Source organism: Psychrobacillus sp. OK028 (assembly GCF_900103605.1).
Classification (GTDB): Bacteria; Bacillota; Bacilli; order Bacillales_A; family Planococcaceae; genus Psychrobacillus.
Genome location: NZ_FNHY01000002.1, coordinates 357,904 through 373,654, shown reverse-complemented (window position 1 = coordinate 373,654; position 15,751 = coordinate 357,904). Strand labels below are relative to the sequence as shown.

General features: G+C 36.4%; 15 protein-coding genes. 1 reads left to right on the top strand and 14 read right to left on the bottom strand.

The annotated features are described in order from the left end of the window. Positions 1–3: 3 nt before the first annotated feature. The 8 genes from BLR36_RS05020 to BLR36_RS04985 form a co-directional block, all read right to left on the bottom strand. Positions 4–693 (bottom strand): tRNA (adenine(22)-N(1))-methyltransferase, encoded by a 690-nt coding sequence (locus BLR36_RS05020; protein WP_093060627.1) that lies wholly within the window; start codon positions 691–693, stop codon positions 4–6. An 89-nt stretch (positions 694–782) separates the two neighbouring features. After that, positions 783–1,151, bottom strand: a complete 369-nt coding sequence (cccA, locus tag BLR36_RS05015; protein ID WP_093060626.1) for a cytochrome c550 — start codon at positions 1,149–1,151, stop codon at positions 783–785. Between the two features lie 152 nt (positions 1,152–1,303). Continuing rightward, complete coding sequence (locus tag BLR36_RS05010) at positions 1,304–2,443, bottom strand: acyl-CoA dehydrogenase (RefSeq protein ID WP_093060625.1); 1,140 nt, start codon at positions 2,441–2,443, stop codon at positions 1,304–1,306. A 189-nt stretch (positions 2,444–2,632) separates the two neighbouring features. Then, positions 2,633–3,208 carry a hypothetical protein gene (locus BLR36_RS05005; RefSeq protein ID WP_139185062.1) on the bottom strand — a complete coding sequence of 192 codons (576 nt, stop codon included), beginning with the start codon at positions 3,206–3,208 and terminating at the stop codon, positions 2,633–2,635. Between the two features lie 68 nt (positions 3,209–3,276). Then, entirely contained in the window at positions 3,277–4,401 is a 1,125-nt protein-coding gene (gene rpoD / locus BLR36_RS05000; protein ID WP_093060623.1) for an RNA polymerase sigma factor RpoD, read from the bottom strand. 28 nt (positions 4,402–4,429) lie between these two features. Next, positions 4,430–6,259, bottom strand: a complete 1,830-nt coding sequence (dnaG, locus tag BLR36_RS04995; protein WP_093060622.1) for a DNA primase — start codon at positions 6,257–6,259, stop codon at positions 4,430–4,432. A gap of 218 nt (positions 6,260–6,477) precedes the next feature. Next, on the bottom strand, positions 6,478–7,287 hold the full coding sequence (locus BLR36_RS04990; protein ID WP_093060621.1) for a pyruvate, water dikinase regulatory protein: 810 nt from the start codon (positions 7,285–7,287) through the stop codon (positions 6,478–6,480). A 13-nt stretch (positions 7,288–7,300) separates the two neighbouring features. Continuing rightward, positions 7,301–7,939 (bottom strand): helix-turn-helix transcriptional regulator, encoded by a 639-nt coding sequence (locus tag BLR36_RS04985; RefSeq protein ID WP_175453968.1) that lies wholly within the window; start codon positions 7,937–7,939, stop codon positions 7,301–7,303. A 320-nt stretch (positions 7,940–8,259) separates the two neighbouring features. Between BLR36_RS04985 and BLR36_RS04980 the strand changes: the two genes are divergently transcribed. Then, positions 8,260–9,642 (top strand): glycine--tRNA ligase, encoded by a 1,383-nt coding sequence (locus BLR36_RS04980; RefSeq protein ID WP_093060620.1) that lies wholly within the window; start codon positions 8,260–8,262, stop codon positions 9,640–9,642. A gap of 799 nt (positions 9,643–10,441) precedes the next feature. Here BLR36_RS04980 and recO read toward each other — a convergent pair. Genes recO through BLR36_RS04950 form a run of 6 tightly spaced genes read right to left on the bottom strand, consistent with a single transcriptional unit; the run spans position 10,442 to position 15,538 of the window. Next, entirely contained in the window at positions 10,442–11,230 is a 789-nt protein-coding gene (recO, locus tag BLR36_RS04975) for a DNA repair protein RecO (protein WP_093060619.1), read from the bottom strand. Between the two features lie 17 nt (positions 11,231–11,247). After that, complete coding sequence (gene era / locus BLR36_RS04970) at positions 11,248–12,168, bottom strand: GTPase Era (RefSeq protein WP_093060618.1); 921 nt, start codon at positions 12,166–12,168, stop codon at positions 11,248–11,250. Then, positions 12,155–12,562 carry a cytidine deaminase gene (locus BLR36_RS04965; RefSeq protein WP_093060617.1) on the bottom strand — a complete coding sequence of 136 codons (408 nt, stop codon included), beginning with the start codon at positions 12,560–12,562 and terminating at the stop codon, positions 12,155–12,157. Before BLR36_RS04965 ends, era begins: the two co-directional genes overlap by 14 nt. Positions 12,563–12,574: 12 nt before the next feature. Further along, the gene (locus BLR36_RS04960; RefSeq protein ID WP_093060616.1) at positions 12,575–12,940 is read right to left on the bottom strand and encodes a diacylglycerol kinase family protein; all 366 of its coding nucleotides are present in this window, start codon (positions 12,938–12,940) and stop codon (positions 12,575–12,577) included. Then, positions 12,927–13,412 (bottom strand): rRNA maturation RNase YbeY, encoded by a 486-nt coding sequence (gene ybeY / locus BLR36_RS04955; protein WP_093060615.1) that lies wholly within the window; start codon positions 13,410–13,412, stop codon positions 12,927–12,929. The genes BLR36_RS04960 and ybeY overlap by 14 nt, the downstream gene beginning before the upstream one ends. A 20-nt stretch (positions 13,413–13,432) precedes the next feature. Then, positions 13,433–15,538: an HD family phosphohydrolase gene (locus BLR36_RS04950; protein ID WP_093060614.1), complete on the bottom strand. Its 2,106-nt coding sequence runs from the start codon at positions 15,536–15,538 to the stop codon at positions 13,433–13,435. Positions 15,539–15,751 lie beyond the last annotated feature (213 nt).

Genomic DNA, 15,751 nt, shown 5'->3' with positions numbered 1-15,751 from the left:
CTTTTATAAAATCTCCTTTACTAAGGCAATTTTGTTTTCAAGCTCCTCTTTCTTTTGTTGAACCTCTGTGCCTTCTAATTTGTTCAATTCGTTTACAATTCGCTGCCATTCATTCAATTCCGTATTCCATTTTTTTTGGAACACGGGAGATTTTTCTTCACCTAAAACGGGACCGACTAATAACTCTTTTTCCGATAAACTCATCATGCCTTTTTTTAACACAAGAATTTCATAAATTTTATCGTGTTCCTCTAGAATTACTTCGTTTTCTATCTTCCAGTGTTCTTGAATTGCCCATTCACGTATAGCTTTTGCATGTATATTTGGTTGTAAAATGAGCGTTTCTACTTTAGTGAGTTTTTCTTTACCAGTCTCTAATATAGAAGCAATGAGTGGACCACCCATTCCAGCTATGGTAATAGTTTGAACATTGTCTTCTTCCGAGATTACTGCTAATCCGTTGCCAAAGCGAACATCAATATTTTCTTGTAGACCTTCACTCATCACTTGTTTTTGGGCAGATTCGAACGGACCCTTTACGACCTCGCCAGCAATTGCTTTTGTAATGACACCTTCATGCACTAAAAAACATGGCAAATAAGCATGATCACTTCCGATATCCGCTAAAATAGTATTTTCTTCTACAAAGGAAGCGACTGTTCTCAGTCTTTCCGATAATTTTTTTGCATTCATTATTTCAACACCTCTTCTAATAGCTATTATAGCAAAAAAGAAAAAAGACCTCGATTCTTTTACCGAATCTAAGGTCTTTTGTTTTAATACTATTCTAAAGATTTAATCCATGCCGCCATAGCGTCAATGTTTTCAGCTGGTACTAAACCGGCTGGCATTGCACCTCTACCATTTGCTAAAACGTCTTTCACTTCATCTTCAGATAATGCAGTTCCTACTAATGCAGGAGCAGCTCCAGTTCCTTCATAACTGTTACCATGACAACCGATACATTTTCCTTGTGCAAAAGCTTCTGGATCAAATTCTCCAGCTGATGCTTCTTCACCGCCACCTTCAGCATGCTCTTCAGTTGCAGCGATTTCTTCTTTGTTACCTACACCGTCTAAAGACAAGAAGAAAATTAGACCAATACCAAAAGCCATAATTAAGATAAATGGAATTATTGGATTTCTTTGCATAGTTAACCCTCCCTTTTAATACAATCTTTTCTAATATAGAATTAGTCAACATTAATATTGTACTGCATTCTAGAGAAAACTAAAAGTCCTAGGGGAGAAGTTTTCTTACTTTGTGACAATTTAGACATAATTATTCGATTAATTTCTACAAATTAACAACCTATATGTCGAGCAATTACCATTCTTTGTACTTCAGAAGTACCTTCACCAATTTCGAGTAATTTAGCATCACGCATATATCGTTCTACCTCATACTCTTTCATATAGCCGTATCCACCATGTATTTGAATTGCCTGATCGGCTACTTCCATTGCGATTTCGGATGCATATAGTTTACACATTGAAGCTTCCTTACCAAATGCACGACCTTGATCTTTTAACCATGCTGCTTTGTGTACCATTGTGCGAGCAAGCTCAATTTTCATCGCCATATCGGCCAATTTAAATTGAGTTACCTGAAATTCAGAAAGAGATTTACCAAATTGCTTGCGTTCCTTAGAATAACGAAGTGCTCTTTCAAAAGCAGCTTGTGCAATTCCTACTGCCATGGCACCAATGCCAATTCGACCACCATCAAGAGTAACAAGGAATTGTTTAAATCCATTCCCTCTCTCACCTAACAAGTTTTCTTTAGGCACTCTTACATTTTCTAATACTAATTCCGTTGTGTTAGATGCATTCAGTCCCATTTTCTCATAATTATCGATAACAGAGAAGCCTTCTGAATCCGTTGGCACAATTATTGCAGAAATTTCTTTTTTTCCATCTTTGACATCAGTAATAGCTGTTAATGCTAGGTGTTGTGCATAGCTTGCGTTTGTTATAAAGGCTTTGTTTCCATTAATCACAAAATCATCGCCGTCTTCTTTTGCAGTTGTTTGTGTTCCACCTGCATCAGATCCTGCGTTAGGCTCTGTTAAGCCAAAAGCTCCGAGTGATTCTCCTGTACAAACTGGAACCAAGTATTTTTGTTTTTGCTCTTCTGTACCAAATAGATTAAGTGGAGCACCACCTAGTGATATATGTGCCGAATAGGTAATACCCGTAGAAGCGCATGCTCTACTCAATTCCTCTGTCACTATAGCAAAACTAACTGTATCTGCCCCTGCTCCGCCATATTCTTCTGCAAACGGTAAGCCCATCATCCCCATGTCGGCTAACTGTTTAAAGATTTCTTTTGGAAATGCTTTCGTTTTGTCACGCTCTATTGCTCCTGGCGCTACAACCTCATCCGAAAACTCACGAATTGTCTTTCGGATCATTTGATGTTCCTGTGTCAAATCAAAATTCATTTCTTCCATCCCCTTTGTAAATAAAAACGCTTACATTTCTATTATACTAAAAATAATTGAAATTCAAAGAACATTTATATTTAGAAGATTCTTCATCATTAAAGATGACTCAATTAAAGACAAAAACCAACAAATAGTCACAGAAGTAAATAATTGTTGGCTTTTAAAGTTATGTAATATCGTACGAACTTAATTGAAAACAAAATAACCGATAATTAAAATTAGCCCTAATATCCCTGAAATACTAAAATATACAAGCTTCATAAGTAGTCCAGAAATTAGCCATAATAAACAATTCCCCAAGATCAGCCCGATTAACACTAGCGGATAATCGACAAAATAAACATCCCAAACTTTAAAAGACAATCCTAATAATAACAAGGCAGAAAATACAAACAATAGTGGTGCCATAATAGATTTATTTTTTACTAGTTTCACAGCCATGAATAAAAAAGAGAAAATAACGATGGCAACAGCAAGAATGGGTATAATAACGGCAGTTGTCACTACAAACAACGACGCTAATAATACAGCAGTTATTAAACCAACAATAGTATACAAGATTAAATCATATTTTCTTTTTTTGGCTAAGAGTGCATGAGAAGCATTCTCTGTTTGCTCATCAGCTTGATTTTCTCCCTGTGCATATAAAGCTAGCAGAAAATCGCAATAATGCTCTGGTAATAGCTTATTCTTTTTCCAGAATGTAATTTCATTCATTATAATTTGCTTACGCTGCAGCGACATATCTAGTCCTCTTTTCATCTGGTAAATCCAGTATTGTAAGAATCATAGAATATAGAAAAAGACATCCATAGCGGATGCCTTCCATTCTATTCTAAAAAGTCTTTCAGACGTTTACTTCTAGAAGGGTGACGCAGTTTGCGCAAAGCTTTTGCCTCAATTTGACGAATACGCTCACGCGTTACTCCAAATACTTTCCCTACCTCTTCAAGCGTTCTTGTACGACCATCATCCAGACCAAAACGTAAACGTAATACATTTTCTTCTCTGTCTGTAAGCGTATCTAAGACATCTTCTAATTGTTCTTTAAGAAGCTCATAAGCAGCGTGATCAGAAGGAGATTGTGCATCTGCATCTTCGATGAAATCACCTAAATGGGAATCATCCTCTTCCCCAATAGGAGTTTCTAAAGAAACTGGTTCTTGCGCAATTTTTAAAATTTCGCGAACTTTTTCTGCAGGCAAGTCCATTTCTTCTCCAATTTCTTCTGGAGAAGGCTCACGACCTAAATCTTGCAATAATTGACGTTGAACACGAATTAGTTTATTTATGGTTTCTACCATATGCACTGGAATACGGATCGTTCTAGCTTGGTCAGCAATTGCACGAGTGATTGCCTGACGAATCCACCAAGTTGCATAAGTACTAAATTTGAACCCTTTACGATGATCAAATTTTTCTACCGCTTTGATAAGCCCCATGTTACCTTCTTGAATAAGGTCTAGAAATAACATGCCACGCCCAACATAACGTTTTGCAATACTTACAACTAAACGAAGGTTTGCTTCTGCTAGACGTTTTCTAGCTTCTTCATCCCCTTGCTCAATACGCTCAGCAAGAGCAACCTCTTCTGAAGCCTTAAGTAAGTCTACTCGACCAATTTCTTTTAAGTACATTCGAACAGGATCATTAATCTTAACGCCAGGAGGAACACTTAAATCGTTTAAATCAAAAGTCTCTTCTTTCCCTTTCATTAAACGATCTAAGTCCTCTTCGTCTCCATCTTTACGGCTTAGTTCAATATTTCTACCTTCGAGATTATCGATAAATTCTTCAATTTGATCTGATTCTAATTCAAAAATAGCGAGCTTTTCTGCTATATCGTGATACGTTAGTTCACCATTTTTTTTACCTAATTCGATTAATTGTTTTTTTGCTTCTTCTAATGATAATTCAATATCTGTTTCTTTTGTGCGTTCAGACTTGTCCGCCATAAGAATTCCTCCTTCTACTACCGGATAGTTACTCTAAAGTTTCCAACGACTTTTTTAACTGAATCGCTTCTTTAGCCAGCTCCAATGCCTTGGAAATATCACTCATTTTCTCTGCTTCTTTTGCTTCATGTAACTTACGTTTAATACGTAGTTCAATCCGGTATTTTCGTATATGGCGCAAACAGTCCATGACTTCCTCTGTCTCATGCTCTGGATCACGTTCTGCGAGCGCTGCTTCCATAACTATTTTTCTTAACTCTGCATCATTTAAAACTTCTAAAAAACGCTGATAATCTCCGTCTGGATACTCTTCGTAAAATCCAGTTAAACGAACAAATACCACTTCATAAGCATCTCTGATAAAACATTGATCTTCCAAGTTTCTTCTTGCTATATCAATTACACTAGGATTATGAAGCATATGGGACAGTAAAATTCGCTCCGCTCTTTCGTCTGCAGATATTGCTTTCTTTATCTTTGGAATTTCCGATTTATTAGGAAGAGGTATAGATGATTCCTGTTTAGATTGCTTTGCTTTTTTTCCGTGAATTTTACGTAAATGCTGGTAAATAGCTTCTTCTGATACATTAGTTTCTTGTGAGAGCTGACGAATATATAAATCACGCTCCACGGAAGAACTTCTATCACTCAGTATTTCCAATATCTCTTGGATATACTGTAAAGTATCATTTTCATTATTAAAATTTTTGTCTCTTTTCGAAACAATCATCATAAATGATAAATACGAATGGGGCTTCTCAATAATCTTCGTTCTAAATGCTTCTTCGCCGTAGTTATTAATGTAGTCATCTGGATCCATTGCATCTGGTATAATGGCAATTTCCGTTTGTATTTGCTTGGCCTGTAAAGCCGTAGAAGCTTTTTTCGCTGCTTCCATTCCAGCGCGATCACCATCAAAACAAAGCGTAACTTGAGAAGTAAGTCTATTTAGTTTCGTTATATGAGAAGACGTCAAAGCGGTACCCATTGTTGCAATTCCATTCTCAATACCAGCTTTAGATGCTGCAATTACATCAAGAAAACCTTCAAAAACAACTACATTCCGTTGTTTTCGAATAGCTAATCTTGCTTTGTCTAAGTTATAGAGCACCTGGCTTTTTTGGAATATTGGAGATTCTGGGCTATTAAGATACTTCGCTTCGTTCTCATTCTTTTCGAGTATTCTACCGGAAAAAGCAATAACATGTCCTGTTTCATCAAAAACCGGAAACATTATTCTCCCACGAAACCGATCAAAATACTTTAATTCATTTTCTTTTCGGATAATAAGCCCAGTTTTCTCAATTTCTTGTAAATTCATACCTTTACGTTCAAGTAACGTAGTTAAAGCATCCCATTTCGGTAAGGACCATCCTATTTTGTACTTTTCGATAATCTCTTTCGAAAACCCTCTTTCCTCCAGGTAATGTAAGGCATTTTCTCCTTCCTCGGTATGAAGCAGTAAATGATGAAAGTAATCACTTGCAAATTCATGTGCTTTTTTCATCAGAGAGATCTCTTTAGAGACAGGCTCTCTCGTCACTGTATCGTCCGAGGAACTTTCTTCAATAGTCAATCCAATTCGACTACCAAGTCTACTTACAGCATCTTGAAAGGAAAGATTTTCAATATCCATTAAAAATGTAATTACATTTCCACCCGCTCCACATCCGAAGCAATGAAAAATTTGCTTTTCATGTGTAACTGAAAAAGATGGTGTCTGTTCACCATGAAAAGGACATAAGCCAAAATAGTTTCGGCCTCTTTTAGTGAGTTGAACATATTCGCTTATGACATCGACAATATCATTGTTATTCCTAACTTGTTCGATTAACTCTTCTTCTATACGACCTGACACTTTTTCACCATCTTTACTTCTACTTTAATAATTCGTGAAAGGAAAGAAAAATCCTGCAAGAATCGACAAAAAAATCATATAAATAATTTCATAATATTTATTTTCCACAAATAACTATTATAAAACATTTTAAACTATTAATCTATACTTTATTTATTCGATACACAATAGAAAAAACCTTTTCACAATCGTGAATCGGCTTAAAAAATTTTTCTACATTATTTTTGTTGAATATGATTAATTACTACATTAGCAGTCTCTTCAACAGCTCTGTTTGTTACATCAATTACAATACAACCGATTTTCTTAGCAATTTTCTCGAAATGGAGAATTTCCTCATTGATTCTTTCTATTTTAGCATAACTTGCATCATCGTTTAAACCAATTGCTTTCAGTCTTTCTTTTCTAATAGAATTTAGTTTATCCGGAGTAATGACTAACCCAACACATTTGGCTGGGTCTACTTGAAATAGTTGCTCAGGTGGTTCTACTTCTGGAACAAGTGGAACGTTCGCTACTTTGAATCTTTTATTTGCCAAATACTGTGACAAAGGTGTTTTAGAAGTTCTAGATACTCCAATAAGAACTATATCAGCTTGGAGCAAACCTCTAGGATCTCGCCCATCGTCATATTTTACCGCAAATTCAATTGCTTCTATTTTTTTAAAGTAGTCTTCATCTAACTTCCTTACTAAACCAGGTTCTTCGAAAGGTTTTTCATCTAACTCTTTTTCAAATAGATTAATAACCGGTCCTATTAAATCAACAGATTCTAAATTGTATAAATTACAATACTCTATTAATGCTTGACGCATTTGAGTTTGCACAAGTGTATACAGGATTATTGCCCCTTGCTCTTTAGCGAGCTCAGTAATTTCTTTAATATGGTCTAACGAATCAATATGAGTAAATCTCTTAATTTTGGTATGCTGTAGACCAGGTCTAAACTGACTTATTGCCGCTTTTGCTACTAGTTCGCCCGTTTCTCCTATTGAATCCGAGACTATAAACAGGTTTAGCATTTTCATCTCGTTTCACTCCCTATAGATCATGGTCATCGGCTAATGATAAAAAGGCCCGAGTAATATTCGTTTTTGTAATTCTACCAATCACTTCTAACCCATCTTTTCCTTCTTTTACAACTGGTAAAGAATCAATTTGACGATTCATTAACTTTTTGGCCACTTCAAAAAGTGTATCTTCTTTCAAACAATACGTGATGTTAGGCATTCTTGTCATAATCATATGTACTGGAATTTTGTTCAAGTCTTGGTTACCAATACTTGTTCGTAAAAAGTCTTTTCTTGAAAGAACTCCTGAAAGCATCGAATTTTTATCTAATACAAATAATGACCCTACATCCTCTAAAAACATATGGCATATAGCATCATACACCGTCATACTTTCATCAACAACTGCAGGTATTGATTGAAAATCCTTCACCATCATTTGCGCTATATTATCTGAAATTGCTTGGCTTGTTTTTTTGCCAGAATAAAAGTAACCAACACGTGGACGAGCATCTAAAAAACCTGCCATCGTTAAAATAGCTAGATCTGGACGTAAAGTGGATCTAGTTAAATTAAGTCGCTCTGCAATTTGTTCGCCAGTGATAGGACCATTCCCTTTTACAATGTCCAAAATTTCATTTTGCCGTTTGTTGAGTTCGATTGGACTCACCGCCTCAAAGTGTTATACTTAGTACTAAATTATTATATACTAATTTATAGATGATTGCGAAGTAAAGTGGCTCATGATACAATAGCAACATATGATAAAGCGTTGAAGAGCATTATAAGTACTACACCGTAAGCGAGTGGGGATAGTGAAAGCCCACACTGTAGGAAAACGGCAGCTCAGAGCTTTTGCTTTTAAAGAGGATTGTTTTTTAACAATCAATCGGGGTGGAACCGCGGGTTAAAAACTCGTCCCCGGGCAGATATTGCCCGGAGACGAGTTTTTTGTATTCCGGGTGAATTATATTAATTGGAGGGATTTATATGACAATTACAATGGAAAACGTAGTTAGTTTAGCAAAACAAAGAGGTTTTGTATTTCCTGGCTCTGAAATTTATGGAGGTTTAGCGAATACATGGGATTATGGTCCTCTTGGTGTGGAATTGAAAAACAACATCAAAAAAGCTTGGTGGAAAAAGTTTGTTCAAGAATCACCATATAACGTAGGTTTAGATGCAGCTATTTTGATGAATCCAAAAACTTGGGTAGCGTCGGGTCATATTGGCAACTTTAATGATCCTATGATTGATTGTAAAAAGTGTAAGTCACGTCACCGTGTCGATAAAATTATTGAAGATGCACTAGATAAAAAAGGTATCGAGATGGTTATTGACGGTCTTTCATTCGAGAAAATGGAAGAGATCATGAAAGAACACAATGTTGTTTGTCCATCATGCGGTGCTTTCGATTACACTGAAATTCGTCAATTCAATTTAATGTTCAAAACCTTCCAAGGTGTTACAGAAGCTTCTACAAACGAAATTTTCCTACGCCCTGAAACTGCCCAAGGTATTTTTGTAAACTACAAAAATGTTCAACGTTCTATGCGCAAAAAAATGCCTTTCGGAATTGCACAGGTAGGTAAAAGTTTCCGTAACGAAATAACACCTGGTAACTTCACATTCCGAACTAGAGAGTTCGAACAAATGGAACTTGAATTTTTCTGTAAACCTGGCGAGGATATGGAATGGTTTGAATTCTGGCGTAATTATTGTAAAGAATGGCTTTTAAACTTAGGTGTATCGGAGGATTCTATTCGTTTACGTGACCATTCAGAAGACGAACTTTCTCATTACTCCAATGCAACTACAGATATCGAATATAAATTCCCATTTGGTTGGGGAGAGCTTTGGGGTATTGCAGATAGAACCGATTTTGATTTAAAACAGCATATGGAGCATTCCGGGGAAGATTTCAATTATATTGACCCAGTTACAAACGAACGTTATGTACCATACTGTATCGAACCATCTTTAGGAGCTGACCGTGTAACATTAGCATTCCTTTGTGAAGCATTTGATGAGGAAGAATTAGAAGGCGGCGATATCCGTAACGTATTACGCTTCCACCCTGCTTTAGCACCAGTAAAAGCAGCAATTTTACCACTTTCTAAAAAATTGTCTGAAGGTGCAACAGCTTTATTCTCAGATTTAAGCAAGCACTTCATGGTCGATTATGATGAATCTCAATCTATCGGTAAACGCTACCGTCGACAAGATGAGATCGGTACACCATTCTGTATCACATATGATTTCGATTCAGAAACAGATGGCCAAGTAACAGTACGTCATCGTGATTCCATGGAACAAACAAGAATGCCAATTGCTGATGTAAAAGCATTTTTAGAAGAGCAATTACAATTTTAATAAAAGAAGCTGTTTCATAACTCATATTTAAGTGAGAAAACATTCAATTATAAACGCCAGGATGATGTTCATTACGTTGAACAACATCCTGGCGTTTTACGTTAGGGGTAATTAAGTAAATGGATTCATTGAGTTTGCTATCTACACAGATGTGCGCTTGCCGCACGCTACGCATGAGCCTTCAAGGATGGTCGCTTGTCGCTCCTTCATCCTGTTTGAAGTCTCATTCTTCGCGCTCTTGCGGCTTGGAAGGCGCACACCTCATTTACCACTATCAATTTAGAAATCGGTCTCAAAAAAGACGCAATGTTGAATTGATAGCGTTAAAGCCTGAGACAAAAATGACCGTTTTATTTTTGCTATAATCATTTTTAATAACTTTTGATAATCATTGTATTTTTAACACACATTTTGCTTAACTTTAAAATGAAGGACTACACACTATCAATGGGAGTGCAGAGGCTACTGGCTCGAGCCGTGCCCACAAAAAGCGTCTTCGTGATAAGAAAATCACAGTATTATTTTCTATAGATTATTTTAAACACCTTTTCGGAATCATAGCTTTTATAACAGACATTTTGCTTAACCTTAAAGGTATGATCCACTCACTTATTGATTGGAGTGTAACGCGGCGACTCCAGCGGGAACAGCACGAGCTGAAAGCCCCGCAGGAACGAAGTGACGAGGAGATTGAAGCCGTGCCCGCGGAAAGCGTCCGCGTGAAACGGAAATCATAGTATTACTAACTATTCTTTGATACATTTCTATATAAAAAATAAAAAAATCCAAGCCCAAAGAGTTATTCTTCTTCGAGACTTGGATTTTCTGTTTTAGGAGTAAAAAACTCGGGGGTTTTCTCCATTTGGTCTAAAAAGCTTTGTGACTTTAATCGTATTCCAACTTGTTCACTATAAATTGTTCGAACAATTTTTTTGATAAAGCCCTTCGTTTCTTTTTTTAGTGTCAGCTTTCCAACTTGGTCAATAGGAACTGTATAAAAGGTTCGAATAAGCTTCACTTGAGATGGAGAAAGTCTTATGATATATGGGTCAATTGAAAAACATCGATGACATAAAAAACCTATTTGAGAAAAAGAAAAGGCAAATTCTCCATCAGTTGCTCCACAATTGGTACATTGATGGAGCGTAGGATAAATACCTGCTGTGGGCAGGAGCTTCCATTCCACAAACAAACTTATAGCCTCTGGATCATATTCTTCTGAAATCGCATGTAACGCCTGCTGCAAAATTTCAAATAAATGTGGCTTCGGCAATTCATCATCGATTAACTTATCTACTAATTCCATAATAAAACTTGCATAAGCAGTAGCAAATATATCTTCTCTAATAGACCTCATCGAGTCAATAATTTCACCTTGCTGCAAAGTACCCATGCCTCTTCCTTGCTGAATCAAAAAATAGCCGTACGTAAAAGGCTGAGAGATAGATGCTAATCGGCTCGTTGGTTTTTTTGCCCCTCGAGCCATCGCTGCTCTTTTTCCTAATTCACGTGAAAAAATGGTAACGATTTTATTGGATTCGCCATAAGAAGAAGCCCGTAAGACAATACCCTCTACTTTTTGTAGCAATTGTCTCCCCTTCTTTCTTAGTACTCGTCGTCTCTAAAACCATAATCTTTCAAGTGTGCAGATTTATTGCGCCAATCCTTTTGGACCTTTACCCAAAGCTCTAAATACACATTTGTGCCTAATAGCATTTCGATATCTTTACGTGCTCTTGTTCCCACTTCTTTCAGTAAAGCACCCTTTTTACCAATGACAATTCCTTTTTGGGAATCTCTTTCGACTACAATCGTTGCAGAAACACGAATCATATCTTTTTCTGTATCTTCTTCTTTTTTAATTTTATCAATAACTACAGCAATCGAATGTGGAATTTCTTCCCTTGTTAAATGCAGTACCTTTTCCCGAATCAACTCCGAAATTATAAATCTTTCCGGGTGATCTGTAACTTGATCGGCAGGATAATATTGGGGTCCCTGTGGTAAATACGATTGGATTGTTTCCAAAAGCTTCTCAATATTGTTGCCCTGCAGAGCAGATATCGGAAGAATTTCCGCGAAGTTATATTTTTTTGTATATGATTCAATAATATCGACTAATTTCTCTGGGTGAACCTGGTCGATTTTATTAATTACAAGAAACACTGGTGTTTCGTTGTTTTCGAGCATTTCCATAATATACTCATCAATTTTTCCGCGTGGTTCTACTGCGTTTACCATGAACATTATTACATCTACTTCTCGAAGAGTATTTTTAGCAACCTTTAGCATAAAGTCACCAAGTTTATGCTTTGGAGTATGAATCCCTGGCGTATCGATGAAGATCATCTGACTATTTTCTAAAGTTAGAACGCCTTGTACTTTGTTCCGCGTTGTTTGAGGCTTATCGCTCATAATAGCAATTTTTTGCCCAATTACTCGATTTAAAAATGTAGATTTCCCTACATTCGGTCTACCTATTATCGATATAAATCCTGATTTATAATTCTCATTATTTTGCAGCATAATCCATGTCCTCCGTTTTAAAGGCTCCAGGTAATAATTCTGCAACGGTTGTTTCCGATACATTTCCTTTTAAGTTCGTTAAATAAACAGGCATATCTTGATCACAAAATTCAGCTATTACTTGTCTACATGCTCCACAAGGAGAAATGGGACCTTCTGTATCGCCTGAAATAGCAATCGCAGCAAACTCTTTTTTGCCTTCAGATACCGCTTTAAAAATTGCCGTACGCTCTGCGCAATTTGTTAACCCGAATGATGCATTTTCAATATTGCAGCCAAGAATTACTTCTCCATCTTTTGTTAAAAGTGCTGCTCCTACTGGGAATTTCGAATATGGAACATACGCAGTTTCTCTTGCAGTGATTGATGCTTTTAATAACATTTCTTTATTCATAATAATTCACCTCTATAATATGATACCCGACCATTTCGGGATAAATATGATTAAACCAACAATTACCGTACAAATAGCATATATTAAGCACGCTCCAGCAGCTAAGTCTTTTGCTTGTTTAGCTAAAGGGTGTAATTCTGGCGTCACCAAATCGACGACGCGTTCTATGGACGCATTTATTAATTCTACCATGAACATACCGAAAATCGATAGAACAATGATTATCCACTCTATTTGAGATAATCCTGTTAACCATGCCGTTAGAACAACAACTACTGCTGCAAGTATATGAAAACGAAAATTTTGTTCACTTTTGACTACATGATAAATTCCATTAGCTGCGTATATAAACGACCGAAAAAATTTAAGAATGTTCATGGCCTTCTCGTTTTAACCCATAAGCTTGCAGAATCGATTCTTGTAAACCAAACATCTCTTTTTCTTGCTCTTCCGTTCCATGGTCATACCCTAACAAATGTAAAAAACCATGAACTGCCAAGAAGCATAACTCTCGTTCAAATGAATGTTGATAGGATTCAGCTTGTTCCGTTGCACGTTGTACAGAAATGATAATATCACCTAACAACGTCGGTATATCTGCGTTCATTATTTCAATTTCCCCTTCTCCCATTTCTTCCATAGCAAAGGAGATGACATCAGTTGGAACATCTTTGTTGCGATAAGTTTTGTTAATTTCTTGGATAGCATCATTCGTCACAAATGTTACACTAACTTCGCTGCCTTCTTTAACAGATAGTTGTTCAGCAGCTGAGTGCAATACTTTATTTACAAGAGCTATAGTCTCTTCTGTTAGAGTACCTGTTTCATCCATTAGATCTAGTTCTAGCATATTATTGGCTCCTCACACCGTTATTTGGGATATTCAATCCGCGAGTGGAATGTTCCGTTCATCGTTGTACAAAAACTATCTTCCATTTTTTTTATTTCCTTTAGAGATAGGTCACATTCATCGAATTGTCCATCTAATAACTTTTCTTTAATGATTGATTGTATTAATTTTTTTATTTTATCAGCAGTCGGCTCTTTCATCGAACGAACAGCTGCTTCAACACTATCCGCTACAGAAATAATTGCAATTTCTTTAGATTGTGGTTTCGGACCAGGATAGCGGTAGTCATCTTCTTTCACTTTATCATTAGTCTCTTTCTCTTTAACATAAAAGAATTTTAACAAACTTGTACCATGATGTTGTGCCGCTACATCTACGATTTCCTTCGGTAATTTATGTTTCCGTAAAATCTTTGCTCCATCCACTGCATGTGCAATAATAATATCTCTGCTCGCTTCTGGAGACAAGCTATCATGTGGATTATACCCATTTACTTGGTTTTCAATGAAAAATCCAGGACGGTTTGTTTTTCCAACATCATGATAATAACATCCAACTCGTGCTAATAACCCATTTGCCCCGATTACTTCACAAGCAGCTTCTGCTAAATTGGCCACCATTAAACTGTGATGATACGTGCCAGGAGTCTCAGTTAATATTTTTTTCAACAAAGGGTGGTTGGGATTCGATAATTCTATGAGTCTCATTGTAGATAAAATACCAAAGAAAGATTCGAAAAAAGGTAGTATCCCAATAGTCATCGCTCCTGACAACACCCCTGAGAAAGCAGCTGCTCCAACATAAAATAATATATCCATAATTTCATAAGAAGCCTTCGTCATTAATAAATAAAATATAATAAACACAATATTAATAGAAGATACGATTAAACTAGAGCGTAATATTTGAGAATTTGTTTGCATTCGTCGCATCGCAAAAATCCCGGCAACGCCTCCAAATAATATGTATAACGAAGCTTCCATCTGAAATACTATTGTATAACCTTCTTGAAAAATAATCCCGGCATATGCAGCCGATACAAAATTAGAAATATAAGCTGCACGTTCATTGACCAATATATAAACAAGCATTGCAACCATCGCTGTAGGAAATAAAAACGCTATAATTACATCAAAATTATATGCTACGGACTGAATTACCTTCATCATTAATACCGATAAAATGATACTAAATGCAACAACAATTAAATTCTTGGAATTGTTTATAGTATCCGCTCTTCTACTAATTGTTTGTCCAAATAATACCCACATCGTAAGTCCCACAAATACAGCTAATCCAAGGTATGGCTTATAGGATGCCTTATTTGTAAGCATCCCCAGCAACTCAAGCTGTCGATAGACTTCTCTATCAATAATTTCACCCTTTTGAACGAGTATTTGTCCTTGAAGTATACGAGTCGGCTCCACACTTGCTATAGCCTGTTCTATACGTTCCTCTGTTAAACTCTCATTTACTACCTCTGTTGCAATAATAGAAGTTTTTGCGATATTAACGAGTACATTTTTATACTCCTGTGAATAAACAAAACTGTTATTAACTTGCTGTCCAATTTTTTCTTTGAAAACTGATATATTTTCCGCTCGTATAGCTTCATTCAGGCTTGTCGCCACTAGTTTCGATAATTTTGTTTTAGTTTCTTCTAAAATGACGTTATTTTGGTTGATTAAAATAGCTAACATATCGTCGCTTAATGGTACATAACTAGCGTTCTCTGCCAACTCTTCCATATCTTTTTTCAATTTCTCTACTAAAGTAGCGGTAGTATCTTCTTCTGGATTTGCATTTTCTTTCACATGCAAAATACTATCAAAAATAGATTTTACTATTGCAGCCTGGTTAGCAGCCGTTTCGTCTTGAAATTGATAGACGGCTTGAACTTCCTGCTCCGCTCTTTTACGTTCTTGCTCCGTTTTTACCGTGTCTTCCATTGTTTTAACTGCTCTTATCGTATCAGGTGAAAGCTGGAACAATTCAAAATCATATTTACTTTCCTTCACATTTCCGATGAGTAAAAAGAACAAGCATATGGCTGTAATAAAAGTAACGATGAAAGGGAGATACTTATTATTTTTCCATTCTCTCCACTTTATAAGGAATTTTTTCATTTATTCTCATCCCTCCACCAACTAGTTATTCCATTATACCTTATTTTTTTCACAATTCACTAATGTTTCCCAAATAACAAAAACCGAGCATAAAAATGCCCGGTCCTTTAAGAACAAAACCCAGATATGCCAGTGATTGTAGCACAGGCCGGACGCTTTCCGTGGGCACGGCTCGAGCCTAAAGTCTCTCCCTCGTGCTGTTCCCACAGGAGT

Coding starts and splice junctions, on each gene's coding strand:
- BLR36_RS05020 (WP_093060627.1), bottom strand. CDS start 693: ATGAATGCAAAAAAATTATCGGAAAGACTGAGAACAGTCGCTTCCTTT.
- cccA (WP_093060626.1), bottom strand. CDS start 1,151: ATGCAAAGAAATCCAATAATTCCATTTATCTTAATTATGGCTTTTGGT.
- BLR36_RS05010 (WP_093060625.1), bottom strand. CDS start 2,443: ATGAATTTTGATTTGACACAGGAACATCAAATGATCCGAAAGACAATT.
- BLR36_RS05005 (WP_139185062.1), bottom strand. CDS start 3,208: ATGAAAAGAGGACTAGATATGTCGCTGCAGCGTAAGCAAATTATAATG.
- rpoD (WP_093060623.1), bottom strand. CDS start 4,401: ATGGCGGACAAGTCTGAACGCACAAAAGAAACAGATATTGAATTATCA.
- BLR36_RS04990 (WP_093060621.1), bottom strand. CDS start 7,287: ATGAAAATGCTAAACCTGTTTATAGTCTCGGATTCAATAGGAGAAACG.
- BLR36_RS04980 (WP_093060620.1), top strand. CDS start 8,260: ATGACAATTACAATGGAAAACGTAGTTAGTTTAGCAAAACAAAGAGGT.
- era (WP_093060618.1), bottom strand. CDS start 12,168: ATGCTGCAAAATAATGAGAATTATAAATCAGGATTTATATCGATAATA.
- BLR36_RS04965 (WP_093060617.1), bottom strand. CDS start 12,562: ATGAATAAAGAAATGTTATTAAAAGCATCAATCACTGCAAGAGAAACT.
- BLR36_RS04960 (WP_093060616.1), bottom strand. CDS start 12,940: ATGAACATTCTTAAATTTTTTCGGTCGTTTATATACGCAGCTAATGGA.
- ybeY (WP_093060615.1), bottom strand. CDS start 13,412: ATGCTAGAACTAGATCTAATGGATGAAACAGGTACTCTAACAGAAGAG.
- BLR36_RS04950 (WP_093060614.1), bottom strand. CDS start 15,538: ATGAAAAAATTCCTTATAAAGTGGAGAGAATGGAAAAATAATAAGTAT.